The 26,646-nt window shown below is 38.6% G+C and carries 20 protein-coding genes and 1 rRNA gene; 4 read left to right on the top strand and 17 right to left on the bottom strand.

Annotated elements, in window-relative coordinates:
- Positions 1-100 precede the first annotated feature (100 nt).
- Complete coding sequence (locus tag I6E82_RS14605) at positions 101-2,950, bottom strand: UvrD-helicase domain-containing protein (RefSeq protein WP_197118174.1); 2,850 nt, start codon at positions 2,948-2,950, stop codon at positions 101-103.
- Positions 2,951-3,232: 282 nt separating this feature from the next.
- On the opposite strand from I6E82_RS14605, the gene I6E82_RS14600 reads away from it, so the two are divergent.
- The 3 genes from I6E82_RS14600 (at position 3,233) to I6E82_RS14590 (ending at position 5,573) form a co-directional block, all read left to right on the top strand.
- Entirely contained in the window at positions 3,233-3,970 is a 738-nt protein-coding gene (locus tag I6E82_RS14600) for a hypothetical protein (protein WP_197118173.1), read from the top strand.
- A gap of 114 nt (positions 3,971-4,084) precedes the next feature.
- Complete coding sequence (locus I6E82_RS14595; protein WP_197118172.1) at positions 4,085-5,008, top strand: M14 family metallopeptidase; 924 nt, start codon at positions 4,085-4,087, stop codon at positions 5,006-5,008.
- Between the two features lie 145 nt (positions 5,009-5,153).
- Positions 5,154-5,573: a hypothetical protein gene (locus I6E82_RS14590; protein ID WP_197118171.1), complete on the top strand. Its 420-nt coding sequence runs from the start codon at positions 5,154-5,156 to the stop codon at positions 5,571-5,573.
- A 25-nt stretch (positions 5,574-5,598) separates the two neighbouring features.
- Here I6E82_RS14590 and ccoG read toward each other — a convergent pair whose 3' ends face one another.
- The 10 genes from ccoG to I6E82_RS14540 all read right to left on the bottom strand — a co-directional run bounded on the left by ccoG (position 5,599) and on the right by I6E82_RS14540 (position 18,719).
- Positions 5,599-6,981, bottom strand: a complete 1,383-nt coding sequence (ccoG, locus tag I6E82_RS14585; protein ID WP_197118170.1) for a cytochrome c oxidase accessory protein CcoG — start codon at positions 6,979-6,981, stop codon at positions 5,599-5,601.
- A gap of 145 nt (positions 6,982-7,126) precedes the next feature.
- On the bottom strand, positions 7,127-8,545 hold the full coding sequence (locus I6E82_RS14580) for a sigma-54 interaction domain-containing protein (protein ID WP_197118169.1): 1,419 nt from the start codon (positions 8,543-8,545) through the stop codon (positions 7,127-7,129).
- 93 nt (positions 8,546-8,638) lie between these two features.
- On the bottom strand, positions 8,639-9,943 hold the full coding sequence (locus tag I6E82_RS14575) for an ABC1 kinase family protein (RefSeq protein ID WP_197118168.1): 1,305 nt from the start codon (positions 9,941-9,943) through the stop codon (positions 8,639-8,641).
- Between the two features lie 68 nt (positions 9,944-10,011).
- Positions 10,012-10,566 (bottom strand): DUF1439 domain-containing protein, encoded by a 555-nt coding sequence (locus I6E82_RS14570; RefSeq protein WP_002960677.1) that lies wholly within the window; start codon positions 10,564-10,566, stop codon positions 10,012-10,014.
- A gap of 100 nt (positions 10,567-10,666) precedes the next feature.
- Positions 10,667-13,348, bottom strand: coding sequence for a DUF349 domain-containing protein (locus tag I6E82_RS14565; protein WP_197118167.1), 2,682 nt, complete (start codon positions 13,346-13,348; stop codon positions 10,667-10,669).
- Positions 13,338-13,619: a YeaC family protein gene (locus I6E82_RS14560; protein WP_007378333.1), complete on the bottom strand. Its 282-nt coding sequence runs from the start codon at positions 13,617-13,619 to the stop codon at positions 13,338-13,340. Before I6E82_RS14560 ends, I6E82_RS14565 begins: the two co-directional genes overlap by 11 nt.
- Before the next feature lies 1 nt (position 13,620).
- Positions 13,621-13,947 carry a hypothetical protein gene (locus tag I6E82_RS14555; protein WP_007580349.1) on the bottom strand — a complete coding sequence of 109 codons (327 nt, stop codon included), beginning with the start codon at positions 13,945-13,947 and terminating at the stop codon, positions 13,621-13,623.
- 139 nt (positions 13,948-14,086) lie between these two features.
- Entirely contained in the window at positions 14,087-15,589 is a 1,503-nt protein-coding gene (locus tag I6E82_RS14550; RefSeq protein ID WP_010554016.1) for an alanine/glycine:cation symporter family protein, read from the bottom strand.
- Positions 15,590-15,965: 376 nt separating this feature from the next.
- The gene (locus I6E82_RS14545; protein ID WP_024590544.1) at positions 15,966-17,093 is read right to left on the bottom strand and encodes a M14 family metallopeptidase; all 1,128 of its coding nucleotides are present in this window, start codon (positions 17,091-17,093) and stop codon (positions 15,966-15,968) included.
- 183 nt (positions 17,094-17,276) lie between these two features.
- Positions 17,277-18,719, bottom strand: a complete 1,443-nt coding sequence (locus I6E82_RS14540; RefSeq protein WP_197118166.1) for a glyceraldehyde-3-phosphate dehydrogenase — start codon at positions 18,717-18,719, stop codon at positions 17,277-17,279.
- A gap of 174 nt (positions 18,720-18,893) precedes the next feature.
- Between I6E82_RS14540 and I6E82_RS14535 the strand changes: the two genes are divergently transcribed.
- On the top strand, positions 18,894-19,694 hold the full coding sequence (locus tag I6E82_RS14535; RefSeq protein ID WP_024605015.1) for a DUF2989 domain-containing protein: 801 nt from the start codon (positions 18,894-18,896) through the stop codon (positions 19,692-19,694).
- Positions 19,695-19,933: 239 nt separating this feature from the next.
- Here the strand turns inward: I6E82_RS14535 and ihfA are convergent, their stop codons facing one another.
- The 6 genes from ihfA to rrf form a co-directional block, all read right to left on the bottom strand.
- The gene (ihfA, locus tag I6E82_RS14530; protein ID WP_002960690.1) at positions 19,934-20,233 is read right to left on the bottom strand and encodes an integration host factor subunit alpha; all 300 of its coding nucleotides are present in this window, start codon (positions 20,231-20,233) and stop codon (positions 19,934-19,936) included.
- 2 nt (positions 20,234-20,235) lie between these two features.
- On the bottom strand, positions 20,236-22,623 hold the full coding sequence (pheT, locus tag I6E82_RS14525; protein WP_197118165.1) for a phenylalanine--tRNA ligase subunit beta: 2,388 nt from the start codon (positions 22,621-22,623) through the stop codon (positions 20,236-20,238).
- 15 nt (positions 22,624-22,638) lie between these two features.
- Positions 22,639-23,619: a phenylalanine--tRNA ligase subunit alpha gene (gene pheS, locus I6E82_RS14520; RefSeq protein ID WP_002960692.1), complete on the bottom strand. Its 981-nt coding sequence runs from the start codon at positions 23,617-23,619 to the stop codon at positions 22,639-22,641.
- A 345-nt stretch (positions 23,620-23,964) separates the two neighbouring features.
- Positions 23,965-24,675: a DnaA regulatory inactivator Hda gene (hda, locus tag I6E82_RS14515; protein WP_007580342.1), complete on the bottom strand. Its 711-nt coding sequence runs from the start codon at positions 24,673-24,675 to the stop codon at positions 23,965-23,967.
- On the bottom strand, positions 24,675-25,730 hold the full coding sequence (locus I6E82_RS14510) for a DUF2066 domain-containing protein (protein ID WP_010554011.1): 1,056 nt from the start codon (positions 25,728-25,730) through the stop codon (positions 24,675-24,677). Before I6E82_RS14510 ends, hda begins: the two co-directional genes overlap by 1 nt.
- A gap of 816 nt (positions 25,731-26,546) precedes the next feature.
- A 5S ribosomal RNA gene (gene rrf, locus I6E82_RS19985) occupies positions 26,547-26,646 on the bottom strand; the annotation flags it as partial.

Raw genomic sequence — 26,646 nt, 5'->3', positions numbered from 1 at the left:
TCTATTAGACATTGATAACTTGTTAAAATCAATAAAATGAATATAATTTCTATTTACATAGTTCTATAAAATAGACAAGTGTAAACCTACCTGTTAGCCGTTAAACAATCATTTTTCGAGTGTTTTTACAGTTATCTTCTTTAAGAGCGAAACCACTGCACCCTAAAAATTCACCGTGCTTAGATTTGCGTTTACGCATTTCGCGACCACACTTTTCACAAATTGGGTGCTGCGTTTTACACTCTGTATTCACACATTGTGAGTACGTGTTTTTATCAATCGATGGGCCACTACAGCTTTTACACACTCGTAATTTAGTTTCGCAAATTTGCGTATTAGTACAACTATAATAATCACCATATTGACCCGTTTTTGGCACTATTAAACCGTCGCTGCACGTACTACACTCTCTTTGCTTTAGTTGCGACTTATTAAACAACGTTGAAGCGATTTGAATGGGATAATTGTCATTTACTAATTCTTTTACAAACGCTGAGCATGCATAAGGGTCTGCAATTAAATACGCTTTATGTTTAGCGCGAGTAATACCTACATAAAGCAAACGCCTTTCCTCTGAGTGAGTGAATTCATCTTGCTCTGGTAATAACGCCTCCACCAGCACATTATTTTGATTATCGCTAGGAAACCCTAATTTACCTTGTTCAAAACCAATAATAATACAGTAATCGGCTTCAAGCCCTTTGGCACTATGCAATGTCCAAAAATAAAGAGAGTTTGTATGCTTTTTATCTTTTAAATGCTGCTGCACGCTATTTAACATGTATCTATATCGACTAAGTATGGCAATGCTCGCTGATGCATCATTTTTTTGAATAGTGCTTATGCTCTGTTGTACTTTCATTTCTATCGATTTAGTACCTTGGTATAAATCGTCTAATAAAATAACTTGTGGTGTGGTTACTTGTGTATGTGTGCTGATCTGCTTTTTATATTGCTCAGGGTTTTGCATTACAAAACGCCCTGCTACATCACTAATACTATTGTTATATCTAAATGTTTTTTGCAACATAGTAAGTGAGTGGCTGCCCACTAATTCATTAAAGCGTGTAGTAAGCGCTAAATTACCACCCGAGAACCGATAAATTGCTTGCCAGTCATCACCAACCGCAGTAAAGCGTATTCCGTTACCATGTTTTAATATGGCATTTATGAAAGCCATACGCGCGCTTGATATATCTTGAAACTCATCAACTAAAATGTGGCTCCACACAATATTAAAATCTCCGCTTACTATCGCCTTTGTTGCTTGAATAATCATGTCGTCAAAATCAATGGCACTTTGCGCGTTTAGTTCATTTATATAAGCATCATGAATTTGCACTAACAAGTTTGCATATTGCTGGTAATTTTTAATACCACTTTGCTTGATGCGCTGCGCTATTTGCTTATTACTTAGTTGCTCCACTCGAATAGCTTGTAAACATTTTATGTACTTATCAATGCCTTGCTGTAACTGCCCTGAGTTATTTAAAGTATGAAATATTTCGTCGTTACTTAAAGGTGTTAATTCAACATTATGCTGCTTTAATTGCTTTGCGAGGGCTTGCTCTAGCTTTCCTTCTACCCAGTTGTAATGAAAGGTTTCGAGTAAGGTGGTGCCATTTTGTTTATGCAGTTTGCGCTTAAATGCAATTTGCTCGTTATAGTGTTTTTTATCTATATCGGCACGTGTATTCCCTTGCCTATCAATGCCAAAGTGCTCTAGGTAAATATCATATTGAGGTATATAAAAGTCTGGTTGGTATTGCCCACTTAGCTCTGCGCCTTGGCTAAAGTGATAATTCACCTCATAACTATGCGGTACGCAATTCAAATGCAGCCAGTTTGAAATAAGCACTTCCTGATAACTTTTTACTTTATGACCCGCAAGGCTACGGTATTCGTTATCGCGTACGTACTGCTCGTACTGTGCATTATCTTTAAAGCTAAATATATCAATCGGCTCATGGAGTAAATCTACAAATGCTTTTAAGAACTGTGGCTCGGTTTGTATTTTTTTACTTACCCACCCAGTTAACCAACTATTTAATTGAACTGGGTCAGTTGCAAATTTTGACAACTCGATTGGCTTTTTAGCACTTTGTAGTAATTTAAGCCCAAGCGCATGAAATGTTAAAATAGTGGGTGCTTTGGTATGCAATTTTGCATGCGTGGCGCGTTTAATAAAGCGCTCTTTAAGCTCATTTGCTGCTGTTTTATTATAGGCCAGCACCAAAATTTGCTCAGGTTTGGCAATATTGCATGCTATTAAATCTAAAGACTTTGCTACCATCACAGATGTTTTACCTGTGCCTGCTGCCGCTAATACTAAATTTTTATCGTTATCGCGTATTACCGCTAAGCGCTGCTCTGTTGTTAATGGATTTGACTCTACTTGATTAAAAAAGTCATTTTTAAGAGTTAGTTGTTTTTTTTCATATTTATGGCGCAACTGTGCAATTGCATCGTGAGTATTGGGCGTAGTGCTCAATATATTTAAAAATTTAATACTACTTGGCGATAAGTGTTGTTGCCACACACTTGTACTTTTAGCGTACTGCTTGGTAAGCAAAAACACATCATTATTAAGTGTTTTTATGGAACTATCACGTAAAAACTCATCTAAAGCATAGCGCTTAAGCGAAATCTTTGCGTTATTTACCTTTTGCTCAAGCAGGGTTGAAAACCGCGTGTTAAGGGCCGTATTTAAAGCGTTCGCTTGTGATTTGTTTAAAAAGCTAATTGATGTATTGCTACTGTCGCACAAATTAATTTTGGCGCTAAATAAACGGTTTTTAAGTATTGAGTAATTATAAAAGTCTTTAATTAAAAATGTCCGTGCGGGAGCACTTCTAAAATGCACAACAAGGCGCTCTTGTTCAATAGTTACGTGTTTAATACGGGTAAAAAAACGGCCTAGCCAACTTGGAGTAGCAATATACTGCGCCATAATACTCAATATGAAGATATGCTTTACCTTAATTGTAACATACTCTTTTGTAATACATTTAGCGCTAAATCGATGTTTACTTAGCAAACAATTTAATTGGTAAGTTAGTTTTTAAACCTGGTGGTTAATACTTTATTTACAACCATTAACAAATTTAAACATTTATAGATAGCTTGTTGTGTAACAATGCACATATACAAACTTACACTTCATATAATTGTTAGGTATATCCCCAATTAAACAATTATTTACAGCCTAATTAAGTGGTTTAAAGGAGCTAACATGCTTAAAAAATGCATTACCACAACGGCTTTAATTTTAGCATTATGCGCTTGCACGTCAGAAACAGAGTCGGATTTAATAAAAACAAAAGGTATTTGGGCAGGTTTTGAACTAGTTTCTGACGGTAACCGCACGCGTGTTAACGCAGAACTAAATGCAGGCGATGCTAATGGCTCTAACATTGTTTTAAGCGATAGCGACTCATTACAAGCTGTTGTTAATAGCACTGCTATTGTACTTACAAAAGATACCGACTTTTTAGACGTTGATTACCAAGCGTATATAAATGCCACTGACGATAACCAACAGTTTGATATAAAATTTAAACGGGACGATGGTATAAATGCTAATTCGAGCGTGGAGTTGCCTTTAAATTTTATTATTTTAACCCCGAGTAACAATCAAAATTTTGATATTAATAGTCCCCTTACAGTTCAGTTAGATGGCACTGATCCTAATAGTACTAGCCAAGTAGAACTTAGCAGTAGCTGCACTAACAATAATAATGAAACACTTTTACAATCAACGTTTTTTGCGCTTAACACTTCGCGCCTTGAAATAGATCTGCAAAGTTTAGATATGTTTAGCAGCTCGCAAGTAGATCAAAGTAAAGCGTGTGATTTAACAATTAGTGTGAAACGCGATCGATTCGGTAGTATTTCGGGTGAATACGCAAACCAAAGCTATATTAAATCCCAGCAATCGCGCGCTATAAAAAATATGACTTTAACGTTTTAATTTGCACGCTAATTTACTCAGCGTTAAGCTACGCCTTTATTAAGTAACTCTACCAATTGTAATTGCCCTCCTTATTTATAGGAGAGCTAATAACAATTGATATAAAGGTTTATTATGACTAACAGCACATACCCTATTGGCACACCTGGACAAAAATGGAATAACAGCGATAAAGCCCAGTGGTTAGCACGCCAAAACATCAAACGCAGTTACCAAAACGAAGTCGTAACGCTAATTAATGACCTTAAGAGCACCTTAGATATAGAGCAATACGGCGAGCTTAATTACACCGCTGGCACTTACCCATTATATATATTAAAAACGCCTAACTTTAATGCTAATAAACCAACTGTTTTAATCACCGGTGGTGTACATGGCTACGAAACCAGTGGCGTACATGGCGCACTTAGGTTTGCTAAAACATCGGCTATGCAATATTGCGAACAGTTTAATATTATAATTGCACCCTGCATTAGCCCTTGGGGATATGAAACTATAAACCGCTGGAACCCAGACGCTATTGATCCTAATCGCTCATTTTACGAGGGCAGCCCAGCTCAAGAATCAGCCGCTATTATGGCGTTTGTAAAATCATTAGGTACTGACTTAATCGCTCATATTGATTTACACGAAACAACAGATAGCGATAACAGTGAATTTAGACCCGCACTCGCTGCGCGTGAAGGCACTACAAATACTAACTGGAACATACCTGACGGGTTTTATTTAGTTGCAGATACCAAAAAGCCTGAGCCGGAGTTTCAAAAAGTCATTATAGAAAGCGTTGCAAAGGTCACTCATATTGCACCGAGCGATGAAAACAACCAGCTAATAGGCGTACCTCAAGAGCAATTTGGCGTGATTAACTATGCAGCACGCGATTTAGGTTTATGTATGGGCTTTACTGATGCACCCTATGTAACTACTACAGAAGTGTACCCAGATAGCCCAACAGCCACCGATGAAGAATGTATTTTGGCACAAGTCGCCGTTATAACGAGCGCGCTAAATTACATTACAACCTCTACAAAAGATTAACCACTGTTCAGGAGCGGGTACTCATTAAATTAAGTACCCGCCCCAACAAAGAAACAACCTGATAACAAAAAACAACCCAAAAGAACTGGTTTTATTGAATTTAAAGGTATAAGGTTAGCCTTCCCTCAAATTCAAGGAGTATACATTGGGGTTTAAAAACAAATATGGACAGGTAAGCCTCTATACTGAAAATAACGTTATTATCGCTCACTTTTCGGGATACATCACCTCAGGGCTTCTTCGTGCGTTTAAGATTGAACTATGCGAAAAAATACAGTCACTCAAAAATCAGCCTTGGGCCTATATTAGTGATTCTTTTGATGTTTTGGCTGCAACGCCTGAGGCAGAAAAAGAAATGATAGATATTAGCCATTTAATGAAAGCAAACAACTGCCTAAGTAGCGCGTTTGTACTCACATCCGCTATCGCTATAAATCAAATGAAGCGCATTTTAGAGTGTGCAAAAAGAAACGTTAATTTTAGTGAGTGCATATTTACCGATTTAGATAGCGCTAAACAGTTTATTTCTCACAACTTAAAAAGTAAGCAAGGCCAACTGATATAAAATAATTGACCTTGCTTTATCAATCTTAGTTTTTGTAAAACTGACTATCTTTGGTTATTGTAATGCTGGCGTTTTCTTGCGCTGTTACAATAAATTGTAACTTACTCACTTTACGCTCAATATCGTAACCATCGGCTGTTATAGTAACGGGGACTCTTTTCATCGCACCCGGTTGTACAAGCGTAGATCTCGGACTTGAGAGCTTTGCCCCTGGTAAACCCTCTATGGCAATACTGTAATGCAGTGCTTGCTGCGTTTTATTAATAATAGTAAGTGTATAAGGGTTTTCTACAAGGCCCTCGTAGTTCACTCTATAAAGCGCATTCCTATCGCGTAGTACTGAGGCTTCTATTGGTGTACGTTGCAGCATCCATGCAAACATAGAAATGATTAACAAAGCCGTTAATGCGCCGTATCCTACTAGTTTTAACCTAAATGGATTGGTTTTTTTACCTTCCATTTGTTTTTCACTCGCGTATTTAATTAAGCCTTTTTCGTAACCAAATTTCTCCATGGTATCGTCGCAGGCATCAATACATAAGCCACAGTTTATACATTCATATTGCAAGCCATTTCGAATGTCTATTCCTGCAGGGCATACCTCTACACATAAGTTACAGTCTACACAGTCACCTAAGTTAAGCTCTTTTGGATCAGCTTTGCGTTTACGTGGTCCTCGGCTTTCACCACGCTCGTTATCATATGTAACAAGCAACGTATCTTTATCAAACATAACAGCCTGAAAACGAGAATACGGGCAAGCAATAGTGCACATTTTTTCGCGTAAAAACCCTGCATTGCCATAAGTACAAAAAGCGAATAAAAACACCCAAAAGCTCGTTATACCTGACCACTCAAACGTAAGCATTTCCATATACAAACTTTTTGCCGGAATAAAATATGCCATAAACGAGGTGGCGGTTAAAACTGAAATAACAATCCACGCACTGTGCTTAGTTATTTTTTTGCGCCAAGTGCTTAGCGTCCACTGTGATTTATCTAATTTAATTCGCTGATTTCGAGTCCCTTCTATGCGTTGCTCTACCCACGAAAACATGAGCATCCATATTGTTTGCGGGCACGTATAACCACACCAAACCCGACCAAGCCAGTTAGTTACAAAAAATAATGCAAAAGCCCCCACCATAAATAGCAGGGCTAAAATCATAAAATCTTGAGGAAGGAGTGTTAAACCAAAAATAGTAAAAGTTTGCGTTGCCACATCAAGCAGCACAGCTTGTTGTCCGTTATATTGGATCCACGGTATTGCAATAAAAGTTAGCATTAACAGCCAACCTAAATTACGGCGTATGCGCTGAAAAAATCCTTTTTGCTCGCGGATATAAATTGGCCCTTCGGTGTTATAGGGCTTAATGATCATGTCTTCTTCTTTAATATCAAACTTCATAGTACTTGCTTCATAATGACGGGTATTATGCAAGTATTTGCAACTTTCAGACCAAGCTGAAAATTTATTTATATCATTGATACTAAACAGTTTATTTCAACGCAGTAAAATAAAATTCGCGATATTAAACGCGCTTCGCGATATATCACGAATTTTTAGCAATCCCTAACTTTCGCATTTTTGAGCGTAGTGTACTCTCAGGTAAGCCCAATTTAACTGCTGCCCCTTTATCACCCGATATTTGCCAGTGCGATAACACAAGAACAGAGGTTATATGCTGCTTTTGCGCTTCATCAAGCGTAAGTGAAGGGTTAATAACTACTTCACCACCCGCTTGCAAAGGCTGACTTAGCTGTAGTACAACCTGATTAGATAAAATAGCTTCGCGTTCAAGTACATTTTGCAGCTCTCTAATATTGCCTGGCCAATTGTAGGCTTGCAGCTGCGTAATTGCTTTTTTACTTAGCCCTTTTAAGTGTTTACCCAGTCGTTTATTTATCTGCGCAATTAAATTAGCGCATAAATAAGGAATATCCTCTTTTCGATCTTTAAGGGCGGGTACTTTTATAGGAAATACATTAAGCCGATAATACAAATCAATTCTAAACGTGCCTTTTTGTACCATTTCCCACAGGTCGCGGTTAGTCGCTGCAATCACTCTAATATTTACTTTTAGCGTATTGCTGCCACCCACACGTTCAAACTCTTGTTCTTGCAGGACTCTCAGTAATTTACTTTGCGCCTCAAGTGGAAGCTCTGCTATTTCATCTAAAAACAAGGTGCCTTTATCAGCAAGTTCAAAACGCCCTTTACGGCGTTCATTGGCACCTGTAAATGCGCCTTTTTCATGGCCAAAAAGTTCCGATTCTAGCAAACTTGGGGTAAATGCGGCGCAATTTACTTTTATAAAAGCTTGTTCGCTACGCTTGCTTAGTCGATACAAATTACGGGCTACTAATTCTTTACCCGTGCCATTTTCGCCAAGTATAAGCACTGTGCTGTCGGTTTCACTTACCAGTTTTATTTGATCTAACATGGTTTGAAATATATGACTTTGTCCAACTAGCCCGGAGTCTTGCCAATCTTCGTTAAGTTCTGCAATTAAGTAGTTGTTTTCATCTTTTAGCTGCTCACTTAAATGATTTACTTGCTCAAGTGCCTCTTGCAGAGCATTTTGTGTTTGTTGTTGCAGTGATATATCGCGAAATACCGCTACAGCACCAATTAACTCATCATTTTTATAAACCGGTGTTGAGGTGTATTCCACTGCAAATGAGCTGCCGTCTTTACGCCAAAAAACTTCATTTTTAACTTCACGACGTTTTCCGTCAAACATGGTGCAATATATTTGGCATTCATCTGCGGGATAAGGTGTGCCATCAGCATGAGTATGGTGATGATATTGGTGTATTTTTTTACCTAATAGCTCCTCAGCCCGCCAGCCCGTCATGCGCTCAGCGGCAGGATTAACAAACACCGCATTACCCGATAGGTCAAAACCGTATATGCCTTCACCTACTGCATTTAGCAATAATTTAGGATCGTTTAAAAATTGTTTTATCATAAATGCACCTCGCGAAATATCGCGAGTATTATGGCAATTTTACACACTAAGTGCACTCATTACTTAAAATGCACTCACGTACCCATTAAAACGCTATAAATAGTGCTGAAATAGCGTTTTCACATCTATTTTTGCACCTAGCCTTGCGGCTATTAAATAAAGCCCTGCAAGTTTTCGGTGAATAAATAGGGCATCAACGGGCGGTGCGTGCCATTGCTGAGATTGCGAACTAAGGGCAAGCCCTGCATTTTTAATTTTGAGCGCGAGTTCACTGTTTTTAAAATCAAATTTTCCTTCTGCTCTTAGTGGCTCGCACGCCATTAAGAATAAATCAATGACGTTGTTTTTATACTCATCAACTAAGCCATTTTTAAAATAACCAATATGTGAAGCTGCTTTAAGTACACCTTCTCTGTTGTTTTCACTACCCGCTTTAAATAAAGCTAAATACGCTAAACTAAGCTCTGTTGATATTTCTCGGGTTGCACCAAAATCAAATAAAACAATTTTTTGTGTATCAAGCTGATAATGAAAGTTGGCAAAGTTAGGGTCGGTTTGAATTAATTTAAATTCAAACATTTCTTTAAAAAACAAATCAATAAGTTGCTCTGCAACAAAGCTTTTTTGACTATCAGGTAGCTCTGTAATGCTCTCAATGGGCTCTGCTTTTATATATTCCATAGTAAGTACTTGTTGTGTGCTGTGCTCTGGATATACGTTAGGCACTTTAAAGTGGGGATTAGTTGCTAGTGCATTTTTATAACGTATTAAATACTGAGCCTCCCGCTTATAATCAGCCTCGGCTAATAACTGCGCTTTAGCCTCACTAATAAGTGGTTTAATATTAAGATCCTTTGGCAATAATCGAGAAATCGTTAATAAAGAAATAACGTTATCGACATCACTTACTACACTTTTTGCAATACCAGGATATTGAATTTTAACAGCCAGTTGCTCACCATTCTCCTTGTAAGCTAAATGAACTTGCCCTATAGAAGCCGCTGCAAAAGGTCTTAATTCAATATGAGAAAAACGCGCTAGCCACTCATCCCCCCATTGCTCTTTTAACACTTCAACAAGCTGCTTATGAGGCATTGGACTCGCGTCTGAGCGCAGTAAAGCAAGTAACTGAGCCAATTCAGGACTAAGTAAATCACCGGCATCCATTGAAAGCAATTGCCCGAGCTTCATTGCGGCGCCACGTAAATGAGATAGTTGTATAGCTAGTTTTTCAATGTTTTTAGGTTGTAGCAGTAAGCTTTTATTGTCCCAACCTTTACCTGTTAGCGCGCTCTTAGCGCCATCAACTAACATGTTGGTAGCAACACCTGTGGCAAGTGAGCCTAATTTTGCTAAGCGAGAAAGCCTAGAAGTGGGAACAGTACGAGGAGCCGCCATAATATTAAAACCTAATTAGCCTGAAAGTCAGGCTAATTAATACGTATATTATAAGTAGGTAGATCTACTTATAGACGAGGTACTAGCTTAATTGCACCTTCAACCACTTTCATATCAAGTGGAAGCTTACTAAGTAGCATCATTTTAGGGTCATCCATATTTAGAGTATAAACAGGGTTAACCGCTAAAAAAGCATTAATCACATCCATTGCTTGGCTATCAAGTGCACCTAAATTACCTTTGAAACCACCGGCATCAACACTCGAATCAAGTAATTTAATATTACGTAAAAACACCGCTTTTTTCTCACTGTCGTAAAATGGGCTACCTTCAATTTGTAGCTTTAAACGCACTGGGTATTTAAGTGCGAATGCATTAATTTCAGCGCTTGAATCAGCACCAAGAACAACAACGTCGCGGTTATCAGGCCCAATATTTACACTTAAGTCGTTTACATCAAACTGAACCGGCAAACCCATTAAGCTTACTTTTTCACTTAACTTTGGTAATTGCTTACCCAGTACAGACTCAACCTCAGAGTTAGTAAATGAATATACTGATATGCCTTGCGTGGTATTACAGGCAGTTAAAAATAACGCTGCGATAATAACTAAAATTCTCATGAGAACCCTTTTGTTTATAAATTAGTGGTACATAAAAAAGCCGCTATTAAAGCGGCTTATTAAAATAGTAACCAGCATATATTACGCTGGTTTTAGTGTATTAAGCTGCAAGTGTCGCTTTAAGTCGCGTTAGTGTGTCAGGTTCAACTGAACCAGCACTGAGCGCTAATAACTGTTTTAAATAATAGTTTAAATCAGCATGTTCGCCACGATGTTTGTCATCTAACATGGCTACTTGTTCTGCCATTCTAAGTGACTTATCGGTTGAACTTACGTTCGCTAATATTTCCATGCGCGTAATAAGTTGCTCTGTATTTAATGCTGTTTTAAGTGGTGCTTGATACTGACTTGGCAACGCTTCATTGTTTTCAAGTGCTGTAATTAACGCATCTAGATTAGCTTGCTCTGATTTGCTTGTAAGCAATGCAAGTTTATCGTCAATAGCTGCTAGTAGCTTAGTAACTTTTGGCGCTAACGATCTAAATTGCGTGTACCCTTTCACTTTTGTTTCTAGGTCGTGCAACTGTGCTCTTTGATTTACATCGCTAAGTGCTGCTTCAAGCTCAGCAAGTTCTGCAACTGCTTGTTTATCTGACTCATTTTGATCAAGTTTTTGCTGCTCAAATTCACTACTACGTTTAGTAAATGTTTCATCGTTAAATTGACGAAATTTTTGCCATAACGCATTTTCAGCTTTTAAACCTGCAAAACCAATTGTTTGCCATTGCTGCTGCATTTGCTTCAACTCTTGGCACGCAGCGGCTAAATCATCGCTTTGTGATAATTGCTGCGCTTTTTCTACTAATTCATTTTTAAGTAAGGCATTACTTTTATGAAATGCGTTTAATAAAGCCAGTACTTGTTGTTGCTCGCTTTTATAACGATCGTTTAGTGTACGGTATGTTTTAGGATCAACTTTACCTACACTGCGCCACGCTTTGTTTAAACGATTGTATTGGCTTTCATATTGTTTCCAATCAAAGTCATCCTCAGCCGTAGGCTGTAAATGAAGCGCGTGCATGTCGCTAATAATACTTTCGCGTTGTGCTTTTGAGGCCTCGCGTTGTACTTCTTGCTCTGCAAAGTAACTACGACAAGGTGCAAATAACAGCTCGATTTTTTCATCAAACTGCACGCCTTGTTGCTTTTCTTCATCTGTATCTAAACGACCTAACTCATTCCAACGTTTACGTAGCACTTTTACTTGCTCTGCGCGTTGTTGTGGGTCAGTACACTCTTCACTTACTAATGCACTTACTTCTTCTAATAAAGCTTCACGCTTTGGTGCTGCAGCGTATTTTTGCCAATCTTTAGCATCTGCAAGTTGCGCTTCAAGTTCCGCTTTTATATTTACAAGCGGCTGTTGATATTGCTCAGTGAGTGTATTAAATAACTCTTCAAACCCTTTAAACACGCCAAAGGCAACATTAAAACGACCTTCTTCAATTAGGCGTTTAACATCACGAGCTTTGCGTTTTGCTTGGCTTTGGTTTTTTTCAAGTGGCTTAACTAGCTCACTCATTGGTGCTAAAAATTGCTTTTTATGCGTATTTAACTGTGTTTTAAACGTACTTTGCAGTGCACCATCTAAAATATTTAAATGACTACGCGCTGCTTTAAAACCATTATTAAATTCAGTTAGAGTTGCATCGTATTGCGCTAAATCTTCTGCTGGCTTAATTTCGCATAATGCTGCAAAAGCGAGTTTGTACTCTTTAATAGCCGTTGTTAGCTCAGGTAACTTAGCAACTTGAGTAAATAGTTTTTCTAACTTGCTTACAGCCAGTTTAGATTGTGCATTGTTAGCAAGTTCTGTTTCGCTAATAGCTTGCTTAGCTTGCGCTACTTTTGCATCAAGCCAATCTTGCTGAATTTGCTCTGGTGTTTCAAGGCCTAGCTGTAAGGCGTTTTCTATTTCTTCACTTAACGCTTCAACAGTTGCAAGCGCTAGCAATTGGCGCTGTTGTAGCGCTAATTTTTGCTGCTCTTTGTCGTGTATCGCTTTTAGCTGTTCAATGTGTGCATCTAACTTAGTGGTAATCGAAATATATTTTTCGTCAAGAAGCTTAACACGCTCATCACTTAGCCATTTGAGCTCAAGTGCTTGCCACTGGGCCATTAATTCGCCGGCTTGTGGATTTACAACACCAAAATCTGTTTTTTCACGTAAAGCATTTAACTTAGCTAAAATAACACGTGTTGCACTTTCAACCTGCAGTGGCATTTCTATTGCTAAACGCTCATTTTCAATATGCGTTTCAAGTGCTGCTTTTGCACCATCCTTTGCATGCTTTACTAATGGCTTAATTAATTGATGGGTAATAACAAGTTCAACTAATTGAGTTTGTAGCTCTTCGCTACCTTCTTTAAATGCTTTTTCTACTAGTTTTGGATTTGCTAAACGTTTTAATAATTTAACGCGTACTTGCAGTTCTTTTTCTGCAAACGCTAACTTTTCGAGTGTTTTAACGGGTGCAAAACGCTCTATGTATTCGTTTTTAATTTGCGGTGTTAGTGCACTTTCGCTATTTAAAACAGCATTAGATATTTGAAGCTCTGCTATATCTTTTAATGCTTGATCTTGTTTATACGCTTTCCACCAAAGTGGTAACTCGTTTACTTTTTGTAGTGCTTTGCGGCGTATTTCAGCTGAGCTGTCTTCAAGTGCTAACGTGTTTAATATGGTTGCATCACGTTCAATGTCTAATTTTTCGATAGCATCAAGACGTACTTGTTGCTTAGGGTGTTTCCATTTCGGTGTAAAAAGGTGCTTAAAGATCATGTTCACTAAACCTAGCTATTTCGTTGTCTGATTTAAATTCTTTTTGTAGTTGAGCTTTTGTCTTTTGGATCATTTCACCATTAGCACCAATCGTAAATTGCTCGTTTGATTGAGCCACTTTTGCTTGATACAACATAACCAACTGCACTGTTTGTTGCTTTTGCTCGTCTGATAAAACGGTACCGTCTGGCCATTTGCCAGTTGATGCACCGTATTGTAAGCGTTCGAATAATTCGGGAGTAATATTTTGTACAAGATTGTCGATATTCATGTCATTTTTTCTTTTTTAGAGTCACTAAAACAATTCGGTTTATAAGATACCAAATACACCCTACGCCAATAGCCGCAGTATAAGCATACCACTGAAGCGTTTTTTCTTGCGGTTGTAAAAAGTACAAACAGAAAAAACCACCTAAAAATAAGATAAGCGCCAAAAAGGAGTGATTTATAAACATCTGCTTTTTTTTAATTCGCTGTTCGCGCTGAAGTTGCAAAACTTGCTCGTCGTTTAGCTCTGCAATGTTGCTTTCGCAATGCGGACATTGCTTATGTTTATCTGAAATTGATTTTGCACATTTTGGGCAACGAATAATCGCCATACTTCTCTCCATACTACGCATAAAAAAAGCGCCTTTCGGCGCCTTTATTGTACTTGTTTTATTTCTCGTTGTCTTTTTTGAATTCAAACCAATAACTAATTTTGGGGCGATAATTTTCTAAGTTGCCCACTAAGTTTAATTACTCTGCGTCTTTTGACTGCTTCTCTAAGCGTTTTTCCCAGAACGTGGCGTTTTTAATGCCTAATTTAACTGGATCAAATATGATCTTTCCGCCTTTTTTCTTCTGTTCTTCATAATCGCTCAAACATAACAAAGCAGGCTTAGCTACGAAGAAAATAGCTAAAATACCTAGTATGTTGATCCAGGCCATTAAGCCAACGCCAATATCACCAATAGTCCAGATATAACCTGAATTGTTTACCATGCCGTATGCAACCATAAACATAATCACAAACTTCACGATAACAAGCGGAATACTGCCTTTAAAATAACGATTTAAATAAGCAATATTAGTCTCTGCAATAAAGTAATAAGCAAGTATTGTGGTAAAAGCAAAGAAGAACAATGCAATGCCAACAAATGCCTGCCCAAAACTACCAAATACACTAAATAGAGCCATTTGCGTAAAGGCTGCTGAACCCACTTCAGTGGCTGCATCAACATTTTGAACAATAAATTGCCCTGCTGGTAACTCACCCACAATGTTGTATTGCTGCGTTATTAAAATCATTAATGCTGTTGCAGTACACACAAAGATGGTATCAACGTAAACAGAGAAAGCTTGTACTAACCCCTGTTGAGCAGGGTGATCAACTTCTGCAGCTGCTGCTGCATGAGGCCCAGTACCTTGACCTGCTTCGTTAGAATATATACCGCGTTTAACGCCCCAACCAATAGCAGCACCAAAACCGGCCTGCGCAGTAAACGCATCACTAATAATTAAATAAAATATATCACCCACTTTATCTAAATTTAAAAATACTACGATTAGTGCCAATACTATGTAACCAAGCGCCATAAATGGCACTACTATTTGCGTAAAGTTCGCAATACGCTTTATTCCGCCGAAAATAATAAACGCCAAAACAATAAGGATAATTGCCAAAGCGACCAATTTAAAGCTGCCTACGTCACCAAAGCTAGTAGAAACCATATTGCCATCGCCAAACACTTGAGTAAACGCATTACCTACTGCATTTGCTTGTACGCCTGGCAGAAAAACACCACATGCAATAATTGCCGAAACAGCAAATAAAACAGCTAGCCATTTTTGCCCTAAACAACGGTCAAAATAATACGCTGGGCCGCCACGATATTGCCCGTTTTCTTCTGTTTTATAAATTTGGCCTAAAGTAGATTCTGCATATGCGGTACTTGCACCTAGAAAAGCAACAACCCACATCCAAAAAATAGCACCTGGTCCACCAAAACCGATAGCTGCTGCAACACCTGCAATATTACCTACGCCAACTCGTCCAGACAACGATACTGCAAGGGCTTGAAAAGATGAGATACCTTTATCAGACGTGTTAGGACTAAATAATAACTTACACATTTCTTTGAAATGTCGAACTTGAGCAAATCGAGTTAACACTGAATAAAACAAGCCTGCGCCTAGGCATAAATAGATGAGTGCATTACTCCAAACAACATCATTAACAGCGCTTACAAAAGCTTCCATGGATATCCTCTATAGTTATATTTATTATTTTTAATTACGAGACTCTGCTTTAGCTACTACGCAACATAAGTTTCACGAAATAAGGTTTTACCTCTCCCGTCCCGACTCATTACTTAATTAATCTTAACTTAAGTACCCCAACTTTGTTAACACTTAATTTTCAAAATATTTAATTACGTAGCTATTGCAAGGCACTGCATCAGCAGTATTTAAAGGAAAGTAGATTGATTTGTACCGATACGGTGATGATACGCGGCGAAGAAACGTTAAAAACGTTTTGGAATGAAGTTGCTATATGATTATTATTTTTTGTAAAAGGGATTTTACTAAAAGCAAAAAGGGCATCAAAACTATTGATACCCTTCAAATAAATGTTTTATCTTAAATTATCAACAACATTAACAATTGCCGCTAACGTATCTTGACCAAATTGATACGAACGACGGTCTGACCAGCCATAGTCTGGATCAGGTAAATCGTTGTTGTCTTTAAATGGCATTTCAATTGTGTACGTTAATGCTTTGAATTCTTCAGCAGTAGCTGATGAACCTACCGTAAGGTTAGCTTTGCCGGGCTCATCTTTTGGATAGCCATGCTCATCTTGAAACTCTGGAGTAATAGTTAAAAGCGCAGCTTTAAAGCTATCTTCAAGGCCTTTAAGACGAGCATCGTAACTTGGAATACCTTCACTGCCTGCCACAAAGTTATACGGAATAGCTTCATCGCCGTGTATATCTAAGTGCATATCTAAGCCAGCTTCGCGCATTTTATTTAGTACTAGGTAAACCTCAGGGCTATTTTCCATGCTTGGTGTCTGCCATTCACGGTTTAAGTTAACGCCTTTAGCATTAGTACGGAGATGTCCGCGTGCGCTGCCATCTGGATTCATATTTGGCACAACGTAAAATACTGCTTTTGATAGAAGCGCAGCTGCATGTGGGTCTTCGTCATCAAGAAGTTTGTGCAGTAGACCTTCAACATACCATTGGGCCATTGTTTCACCTGGATGTTGACGTGCTGTGATCCAGATATTTTTCTTATCTTCACTTGGCTCACCAATTTTAAGCACACTCATATCGCGGCCATCGAGTGTTTCACCAAGTGTTATTAATTGGCAAGCGCCTTGGCTTTGTGCCCAAGATAATAAATCTAAATGGCGGTCGTAACTATATGGCGCAAAGTAAGCAAAATACACGCTGCCGCACTCTGGTTCAATTTCAAAGCTTAATGTGCCATTTTCATAGCTTGATGGTACACGAAACCATGTTTGGCGGTCATATGATGCAACGGCTTGATACCCTTCCCAACCATCTGGGTAAGCTGATTTATCAAGCTCATTAATATTTAACTTATGCAATTGGTAAGGCGTTGTTTCAAGACGAAAGTGAAACCACTGATAAAATTCAGACTGGTGATCTTTATTAATTTCTAATTGAATATTTAAAGGATCGGTGGCTTCAATAACTTTGATATTACCACTGTCGAAATTGCTGCTGATTTTCATGAAAAAACCTTTAGGTTGAATAAGTTTATCTGCTTATTAATTCACAGAACTGACATTATTTTGTAAATAGTAAAACGAATGTGCATTTTCTTAATTAAAGCCTATCACAAGGCATACGCTTTAAAAATAATACACGACCAAAAAAGCCAGCAACATGCTGGCTTTTAAGTCACTGCAAATAAATTAGCGAGGTAAGCTTGGGAATGACACTTCGGCCATATCGCGCATACAACGAACTACTTGGCAGCTGTAACCAAACTCATTGTCGTACCATACATATAAAACAATACGGTTATCTTCAACAATCGTTGCTTGTGAATCAACAACACCTGCGTAACGGCTACCTACTAAATCGGTAGAAACAATTTCCGTTGATGCTGTGTAATCAATTTGGTCACGTAAGTCTGAATGAAGTGCAGTATCGCGTAAAAATGCGTTTAGCTCTTCAACTGATGTGCTTGTTGCTAAGTTAAGGTTCAAAATAGCTAGCGACACATTAGGTGTAGGTACGCGGATTGCGTTACCTGTTAATTTGCCTTCAAGCTCTGGTAATGCTTTTGAAACCGCTTTTGCAGCCCCTGTCTCAGTAATTACCATGTTAAGTGCCGCGGCACGGCCACGGCGCTCTGCTTTGTGGTAGTTATCAATAAGGTTTTGATCGTTCGTGTACGAGTGTACAGTTTCAACATGGCCATTATTAATACCAAACTTATCGTTTAGTGCTTTAAGCGTTGGTGTAATTGCATTGGTTGTACAGCTTGCTGCACAAACAATTTTATCTTCAGGTAAAATATCTTTGTTATTAACACCATATACGATGTTTTTGATATTACCTTTTGCAGGCGCTGTTAATAATACTTTTGCAGCGCCCTTACACTCTAGATGCTGGCCAAGGCCCGCTTCGTCTTTCCAAATACCGGTGTTATCAACAATTAATGCATTGTCGATACCGTATTGAGTGTAATCAACTTCGCTAGGAGAGTTGGCGTAAATAACTTGAATGTAGCTACCGTTGGCTTTAATTGCGTTACGTTCTTTATCAATAGTGATTGAGCCATTGAATGGACCGTGAATTGAATCACGACGCAGTAAGCTTGCACGCTTTTCAAGATCACCCTCTTTACCGCCACGCACAACAATAGCGCGCAAACGTAAATCTGAATATGGACCTGATTTTTCAATTAATAAACGCGCTAGTAAACGACCAATACGACCAAAACCATACAATACAACATCGCGTGGTTCTTTCGCTGGTAAGTCAGCTATTTCTGCAAGTTCATCTTTTACAAATTCTTCTACTGAGCGGCCTTTTGCAGCTTCTGTGAACAAATAACTATATGCAAGCTTACCAATATCAATACGTGCAGAGTTTAATTCCATTTTGCTGATAGCTTCTAAAAATGGGAAGCTTTCACGCAAACGTAATTTAGTGCCTTCAAACTGAGCAACGGTTTTGTGAGATTTGATAATATCTATAGTACTGGCATTTACGAGAGGACGGCCATATACAGCGATTTCGATACCACGATTACGGTAAAGTTTACCAATGATTGGTTGCATGCTTTCTGCGTAATCTTGGCGCTCTTGCCAACTATTTGTGTATTCTAACTCGTGAGATGAGGTCATTTTATTTACCTAAGTTTATCATTTTGAACGGATAGCCTTTAAAAATGCACTATATTTTGAGAGTAATGCACTTCAGGCAGGGCTATTCTAATTTAATCTGAAGTTATTCTCTACTGTTAGGCGTTAAATGATTGCGTTAGAATAACAAGGTAGATATTCATTTGGGGTTAAGGGATGCTTAAAAAAGCAAGTGTACTATTGGGTTTGCTAACGTTGACAGGGTGTGAAGAACCCTTGACACTCGCACAAGTGTGCAAAGAAACACCTGGCTTTTGTAGCGACTTAAACAAAGACAGCCACTGCAAGGATGAGCGTTCTGATGTAATTATCAAACGTTACATAGAATACAAAGACCCTACTGATGAAAATAAATACCAATTACTCAAGGACTTTGAATCCTATAACCAATGTATAACTGTGGCTGCCAAAATTGAACATATTAAGTTAAAAGCTAAAAAAACGTCACGTATTGACGGTCAATTAACGAGCATTAAAGAAATGACTCGCTTATATCAAGATACCCAAAATACGAACCATCCAGGTTTGCTCTACTACCAATGGTCACGAAATAACAACCAAAGTGCGTTGACTAAATTATTGGCTATAGAAAATGATAAAAGTGTAACGCAAAGTGCCGAAATGCAATTTTTTTTAGCATCGTACTATATTAAGTTCGACGATGAAAAAACCATCGATTTGCTTTATAAAACTTTAGAACTCAATAAAAAAGACAACGTACCGAATCCTGAAGTGTATACATCACTTATTAGTCTTTTTTATAAACATGATAAATTTAAGCATGCATATATATTTTCTAAAGTAGCGCAAATGTCGGGGATTGAAAATATTGACGTGTTTGAAATTGAGCAGCAATTAATAACGAATGGTAAAAGCTTAGACAGCCTAGATGTACTTGCAGAGCAAACATTTCAGCAAATAATGGCAGGTGATTTTGTATCTCCTCGAGAGTTTTAATTTATAATCGCAAAAATAACCTAATACCAATCTGCTTATATATGGGGTCTATTTAACGTTAAGGGAATTACGCTAGAACTAGGCAAAAATTTTTGTATCTAGTTGTTCTAAATAAAACATTTTTAACGACGTTATAGTGCAATTTAATTCGTTAAATTGATCAAAGATTTATGCAGGTTGGTATAATTTAATAACTAGGTTATTCAGGCAAATAAAAAGGCAGCTTACGCTGCCTTTTTTTATTTTGCTTTGCTTGTGCCCACTTCTACGCGGGTTTTAAGCTTTTGACCTGGTCGAAAAGTCACCACGCGACGTGCCGAAATAGGAATATCTTCGCCTGTTTTCGGGTTGCGGCCTGGTCTTTCTTTTTTGTCTCGAAGATCAAAGTTACCAAATCCAGAGAGCTTAACCTGCTCGCCTTTTTCTAGCGCTGAGCGGATTTCTTCAAAAAACGCTTCAACTAAATCTTTGGCATCTTTTTTATTGATCCCGAGCTTTTCAAATAGGTGTTCAGCTATGTCGGCTTTAGTAAGCGCCATATCTAGTCCCTCAACGATGCATTAAACTGTTCGGCCAATTCGGCCACCACGTTATCAACTACTAGATTGATATCTTTCTCTTCGAGTGTTCTATCAACCGCTTGCAGTGTTAGAGCAATCGCCAAACTCTTATAATTTGGCTCAATACCTTTGCCCTTATACACATCGAATAAGTTTAGGTCAACCAATTGATTTCCGCCAACTTTTTCGATCACGCTTAAAATGTCGCCAGATTTAACGCTGTCTGCCACTAAAATCGCGATGTCGCGGCGATTTGAAGGGAATTTAGACACCCCTTCTGCTTGCGGTAAATTTCTTTTTTCTATTGCTGACATTTCAATTTCAAAAACAAAAGTTGCGTTGTTGATATCTAACGACTTTTGAGCTTGAGGATGTAAAGCACCAAAAAAACCAACCTTTTTGCCATCAACATATATTACAGCTGATTGACCAGGGTGAAGTCCATCTGACTGCTCGGCTTTAATTTCAAAGCGAGTAACGTCATTAGTAATTGCAAGTAAGGCTTCAACATCACCTTTTAGGTCGTAAAAATCAACGTTACGTTTTTCTTCAACCCAATGTTCACCATTTACAAGACCCGTAATAACGCCGCCAATAACCGGTACTTGGTAAACACCATTTTCTGCACTTTCGTCGCTTATAAATTTAAGACCATGTTCGAATAAACGAATGCGAGGCTGTTGGCGATTTTGGTTATATGCTACAGACGCTAATAAACCCGGCATTAAACTTACACGCATCGCTGACATTTCAATTGAAATAGGGTGCGGTAATACCATTGCTTTACACTCTGGGTGTAAAATAGCTTGTGCTTTAGGGTCTACAAAGCTGTATGTAATTGCTTCTTGGTAACCACGAGTCACTAACGTATTACGGAACTTGCTAAGTGCAATAGTTGCTTCGTTATGTGTCGTCATTTTAAGTTTTGCAGTTGGTGCAACATTTGGAATGCTGTTGTAACCGTAAACACGTGCTACTTCTTCAATTAAATCTTCTTCGATGCGAATATCAAAACGGTAGCTTGGTACGTCCGCACTCCAGCTTTCATTTTCTACTTTAACATCAAGACCTAAACGCGTAAGAATATCTGTTACTTTAGCATCTTCAATATGATGACCAATAACACGGTCTAAACGTGCACGACGAAGACGTACTTCAGTCACTTTTGGTAGTTTGTCAGCCGCAACAGCTTCAACTACAGGGCCTGCTTGACCACCTACAATCTCAAGAAGAAGTGCTGTTGCACGTTCCATTGCATCATGTTGTAGAGCAAAATCAACACCGCGTTCATAACGGTGTGAAGCATCAGTGTGTAAACCGTAGCTACGTGCTTGCCCTGCAATTGCTACAGGATTAAAAAATGCGCTTTCAAGTAATATATCAGATGTTTTATCTGTAACACCTGATTGCTCACCACCAAAAATACCTGCAATTGCAAGTGCTTTGTTATGATCGGCTATCACAAGTGTTGTGTCGTTTAATTTAGCGGTGTTACCGTCTAATAAAACAAGTTCTTCACCTGCGTTTGCACTACGTACTTTAATACCACCTTCAATCGCATTTAAATCAAACGCGTGCATTGGGTGACCAAGTTCAAGTAATACATAGTTAGTAACATCAACTACTGGGTCGATTGAACGTACGCCACTGCGACGTAGCTTTTCAACCATCCAAAGCGGTGTTTCTGCATCAAGGTTAATGCCCTTTATCACACGACCAAGGTAACGAGGACATGCATATTCATTAACTAGCTCAATTGATACTTTGTCATCAATTGTTGGAGTAACAGCTGGAATATCTAATACGTTTACGTCAATACTATTTAAAACGCCTACTTCGCGTGCTAGACCTTTTATACCTAAGCAGTCACCACGGTTTGGTGTTAAATCAACATCTATAATATTATCATCAAGACCTAGGTAATCACGTAAATCAGTGCCTACTGGTGCATCGCTTGGCAATTCCATAATGCCGTCGCCTTCTTCGCTAATACCTAGCTCAACAAAAGCACATAGCATTCCGTTTGAAGGTTGGCCGCGTAGTTTGGCTTTTTTAATTTTAAAGTCACCAGGCAGTACAGCGCCCACAGTTGCAACAGCAACTTTAATACCTAAACGACAATTTGGTGCACCACACACGATATCAAGTAGCTCATCGCCACCTACGTTAATTTTGGTAACACGCAGTTTATCTGCATCTGGGTGTTGTCCACATTCAACAACTTCACCTACAACTACGCCATTAAATTTGGCAGCAGCAGGCTCAACGCCATCAACTTCTAGACCAGCCATTGAAAGCTGTTCCGAAAGAGCTTGCGTATTAATAGCAGGATTAACCCACTCTCTTAACCACTTTTCACTAAATTTCATTTTATTGTTTCACTCTTAACGGAACTGGTTCAGGAATTTTAAGTCATTTTCGAAAAATGCACGCAAATCGTTTACGCCATAGCGCAACATAGTTAAACGCTCTACACCCATACCAAAAGCAAAGCCGGTGTATTTTTCTGGGTCAATGCCCACAGACTTAAGTACATTTGGATGTACCATGCCGCAGCCTAGTACTTCTAACCACTTACCGTCTTTACCCATAACATCTACTTCAGCCGAAGGTTCTGTAAACGGGAAGAATGAAGGACGGAAACGAATTTCCATATCTTCTTCAAAAAAGTTACGTAAAAAATCATGCAAAATACCTTTTAGCTCAGTAAAGCTAACATCGGTATCAACCATTAAACCTTCAACCTGATGGAACATAGGTGTATGTGTCTGGTCGTAATCGTTACGGTATACACGTCCAGGTGAAATAATGCGCAGTGGTGGCTGCTCAGTTTCCATAGTACGAATTTGCACGCCACTTGTTTGAGTACGTAGTACTAATTTAGGATTGAAATAAAAGGTATCATGATCAGCACGTGCTGGATGGTGCTCTGGAATATTTAGCGCATCAAAGTTATGAAAATCGTCTTCGATTTCTGGACCAGATTTAACTTCAAAACCTAACTCACCGAAAAAGCTTTCTATGCGCTCAATAGTGCGCGTAACTGGGTGTAAACCGCCAGTAGGCATAACACGCCCTGGTAGAGTTACATCTATAGTTTCAGCAGCTAGTTTTTCTTCAAGTGCTTTACTTGCTAGCAACTCACGCTTTTCGTTGATAGCAGCTTGTACATCTTGTTTAGCTTGGTTTATAACTTGGCCTGCTTCTTTACGTTCTTCAGGTGCTATTTTACCTAACGTTTTAAGTAAGCTAGTGATTTCGCCTTTTTTACCAAGGTAATTAACCCTGATATCTTCTAACTGCGCTATTTCACTGGCACTGGCTACCGCCTCAAGTGCTTGCGCTAATATGTTTTCTAAGTTCATTCGATACCTGACCTTTCACAGAAGGTGATTGCTTAAGAGCGTGTTGGCCTTTCAAGATTGCTTTACAACAGTGTGGTTGGTTATTAAATAAGGTTAAGCATTGGACTGTAGTTTCCTACATAAGTGATGCAATAACGCTAAATAAAGACCAAACACATGCAGTTTGAAGTGTTTATCTCGGAGGCTACGTTCTTTGTTGTTCGGGTTTCGCATATAAATACTACGCTAAAGCCCTCACGACACGATTAAAGCACTCTTAAGTTAAACAAATTCCAATCAGGAAAGGTAAACACGCTCTGATAATAGCTTATGATAACTGAAAGAAGGGTCTAGATTCTAGACCTACTACAGCTTTAACGTTGATTTTATAAAAGGAATAGTTAATTTTCGCTGTGCTGCCATAGATGCATGATCTAATTTGTCGAGTACATCTAATAAAGCACGCATATCACGGCTTAAACGGGTTAGTAAAAAGCGTGCACACTCATCACTTAATTCAAGGCCGCGCATATGAGCGCGCTTAACAAGTGCTTGTGCTTTATCATCATCACTCATAGAACGAATTTGAAAGGTTGTTCCCCACGTTAAGCGAGACTCTAAGTCAGGCAGCGAGATATTAAGCATGCTAGGAAGTAAATCGGCAGTTACTACTAACATTTTTCCGGGTTCGTTAAACCTGTTAAAAAAGTTAAATAGTGCTTTTTCCCATGCATCATTGCCTGCAACTAAATGCACGTCATCAATACATAGAACATCAAGTGCTTCTAAACCGTCTAATACCATAGGTCCAAAGTCAATTACTTCGCGCATAGACAGCAGCATATTAGATAGGCCACGCTCTTGTGCTTTAATGCAGGTTGCATACAAAAGGTGAGACTTACCCGAATCACCTAACCCACATAAATAAGTATACTGAAACTTTTTAGCTAACTTCGAAAAGCTATCTTTTAAATGGTTAACCTCTAACGAATCTTCCCCACCAAAGTACGATGCAAATGTTTCGTCATCCGGCAAGGTAACCGGTAATGCCATTTGCATCGGCTCAGAAGTTAGCATTATGGCGTTATCCATTGATACTCTAAGCTATTTTTATCAACAACATGATAAAAAGCACGTGGATCCTCATAATCTTTAAATGAGGAGTCTAACCCTAACCCTTTTTTAAGATCGCTTAGGTTACCAGTGTGGTTTAGTTTAAATTCTACAAATTCTGGTGTTTTACGAACAATTTTAACTTGCGTAACAACGCTTAAGTTCAATAATCTTTGTTTTGCTAATTCAACATCAACAAAACTTTGCGTGCCTTTTAATGTTAGCGTGGCCGCGGCTTGTTCATAATAAGCATTTGGATCAATAGCATACTCGCTTGCAAGGCCTCGAGCTAAGGTATCAATCATTTGACTCACTATTTGCTGCTTATCGCCCGTTAATCTATTTGAATCAAATTGATCATCATTAGTAAAACGCCAATCTAAAATCCAATTTTCGCTATCCGCTTCTTTATACATTCTTGCTGTAATACTTCGCTCAGCACTGTAGCGTCTAGAGGCCTCTTCTACTGGTTCAGAAAAGTTACCCCATACCTCAGGAATACCTACTAAACGTCTATCTTGTAAATCAAGTAATGGCACAACGACAGGCAGACCACGGCGTCCTGCTTTGTCATAAATTAACTGCTCTAATTGCGGGTAACTTTCTTGTGTTACTAATTCTCTGCGCCAATTGTCTTCAATACCTAACCATATTGCGACTAACGGGCGTTGTACTCCCCATAAAGGTAAGTTTAACTCTTTGATTAACGCATTGATCTTTCGAGCTTCAAATTTAACAACAAGTTTCAATTGTCCATTTGCTCTCTCGTCATATTCAAACTTAAGCATATAATCAGAAATATCTTTAGTGCGTTGCTGTGCTAATTTATTTTGATCCGCGGTTTCATCACCGCTTACTTTCACTAAAACATTGAGCAAAGCTTTACGACTCGCAGCTAATCGAGTGTCTCGTGTTTTGTCATCCACTTTTAAAATATCTTGATATAGATCAGTTACTTCAACTGCCGACGCAGAAAAACAAAATAAAATGGATATGGCGCTAATTAATAATCTATACACAGGCTGTTAGTTCTTGGTTTTAAACTGATTTGATCCTAAATCAAAGACAGTAACAAAGCAAAATTAAATTTGTTATCTAAGGAAATGAAAGTAATTAGCTTTTATAGAAAGTAAAAAAGATTAAATATGAATAAGATAGTTGAGTGAGTTGTACGCTATTCACCTACATTTAACTTTACTACACTTTTCAAAACGCGAACCTCTCGGGTTTAGTTAGATCATGAAGGTATTTAATGTAAGTACTTGATGATGTTATGGTTAAGATTATTCGTTATTGGCTCGCATTTAATCTTTCTTCAGGCGTAAAAAATCGTTAGATACGGGCTCTCTACAATTTGAAGTCGGTGGGCTACGCAGTAGGATGTCGTAGTGCCCACAGCGGTGGAGAGTCACGTAGCAAATGCTAATTTATTGGCCGACTGAGATATTGAGGGTTTTGTTGTGATTTTAACGTCAGGAGTCACGACGCTTGCCCGCCCTACTTGATGGTGTAGATGTGAGTGTGTGTTAATTGCGCGTATTTTACTTTTCTGCAGACGTAAAAAAGCCCGAATCGTTAAATTTGGGCTTTCTACAATGTGAAGCTTGTGTAATGTCACGATACCCACAGCGGTGGAGAGTCACGTAGTAAATGCTACTGTATTGGCCGACTGGGATATTGAGGGTTTTTGTTGTGATTCTAGCGTCGGGAGTCGCTATGCTCGCCCGCCCTGCGTGCTAGGTGTTGATGTGAGTGTGTATTAATTACGCACATTTCACTTTTCTGCAGACGTAAAAAAGCCCGATTCTTTCGAATCGGGCTTTCTACAATTTGAAGCCTGGTAATGTCCTACTTTCACATAGCAAATGCTACACTATCATCGGCGCTGTTTCGTTTCACTACTGAGTTCGGCATGGAGTCAGGTGGGTCCAAAAC

The organism is Pseudoalteromonas sp. NZS11, from assembly GCF_015864765.1.
GTDB classification, from domain to species: domain Bacteria; phylum Pseudomonadota; class Gammaproteobacteria; order Enterobacterales; family Alteromonadaceae; genus Pseudoalteromonas; species Pseudoalteromonas arctica.
This window is presented reverse-complemented; position numbering and strand designations above follow the sequence as displayed.

Bases quoted from the DNA above. Each gene is read 5' to 3' on its own strand.
- I6E82_RS14605 (WP_197118174.1), bottom strand. From the start codon at position 2,950: ATGGCGCAGTATATTGCTACTCCAAGTTGGCTAGGCCGTTTTTTTACC.
- I6E82_RS14600 (WP_197118173.1), top strand. From the start codon at position 3,233: ATGCTTAAAAAATGCATTACCACAACGGCTTTAATTTTAGCATTATGC.
- I6E82_RS14595 (WP_197118172.1), top strand. From the start codon at position 4,085: ATGACTAACAGCACATACCCTATTGGCACACCTGGACAAAAATGGAAT.
- ccoG (WP_197118170.1), bottom strand. From the start codon at position 6,981: ATGAAGTTTGATATTAAAGAAGAAGACATGATCATTAAGCCCTATAAC.
- I6E82_RS14580 (WP_197118169.1), bottom strand. From the start codon at position 8,545: ATGATAAAACAATTTTTAAACGATCCTAAATTATTGCTAAATGCAGTA.
- I6E82_RS14575 (WP_197118168.1), bottom strand. From the start codon at position 9,943: ATGGCGGCTCCTCGTACTGTTCCCACTTCTAGGCTTTCTCGCTTAGCA.
- I6E82_RS14570 (WP_002960677.1), bottom strand. From the start codon at position 10,566: ATGAGAATTTTAGTTATTATCGCAGCGTTATTTTTAACTGCCTGTAAT.
- I6E82_RS14565 (WP_197118167.1), bottom strand. From the start codon at position 13,348: ATGATCTTTAAGCACCTTTTTACACCGAAATGGAAACACCCTAAGCAA.
- I6E82_RS14560 (WP_007378333.1), bottom strand. From the start codon at position 13,619: ATGAATATCGACAATCTTGTACAAAATATTACTCCCGAATTATTCGAA.
- I6E82_RS14555 (WP_007580349.1), bottom strand. From the start codon at position 13,947: ATGGCGATTATTCGTTGCCCAAAATGTGCAAAATCAATTTCAGATAAA.
- I6E82_RS14550 (WP_010554016.1), bottom strand. From the start codon at position 15,589: ATGGAAGCTTTTGTAAGCGCTGTTAATGATGTTGTTTGGAGTAATGCA.
- I6E82_RS14545 (WP_024590544.1), bottom strand. From the start codon at position 17,093: ATGAAAATCAGCAGCAATTTCGACAGTGGTAATATCAAAGTTATTGAA.
- I6E82_RS14540 (WP_197118166.1), bottom strand. From the start codon at position 18,719: ATGACCTCATCTCACGAGTTAGAATACACAAATAGTTGGCAAGAGCGC.
- I6E82_RS14535 (WP_024605015.1), top strand. From the start codon at position 18,894: ATGCTTAAAAAAGCAAGTGTACTATTGGGTTTGCTAACGTTGACAGGG.
- ihfA (WP_002960690.1), bottom strand. From the start codon at position 20,233: ATGGCGCTTACTAAAGCCGACATAGCTGAACACCTATTTGAAAAGCTC.
- pheT (WP_197118165.1), bottom strand. From the start codon at position 22,623: ATGAAATTTAGTGAAAAGTGGTTAAGAGAGTGGGTTAATCCTGCTATT.
- pheS (WP_002960692.1), bottom strand. From the start codon at position 23,619: ATGAACTTAGAAAACATATTAGCGCAAGCACTTGAGGCGGTAGCCAGT.
- hda (WP_007580342.1), bottom strand. From the start codon at position 24,675: ATGCTAACTTCTGAGCCGATGCAAATGGCATTACCGGTTACCTTGCCG.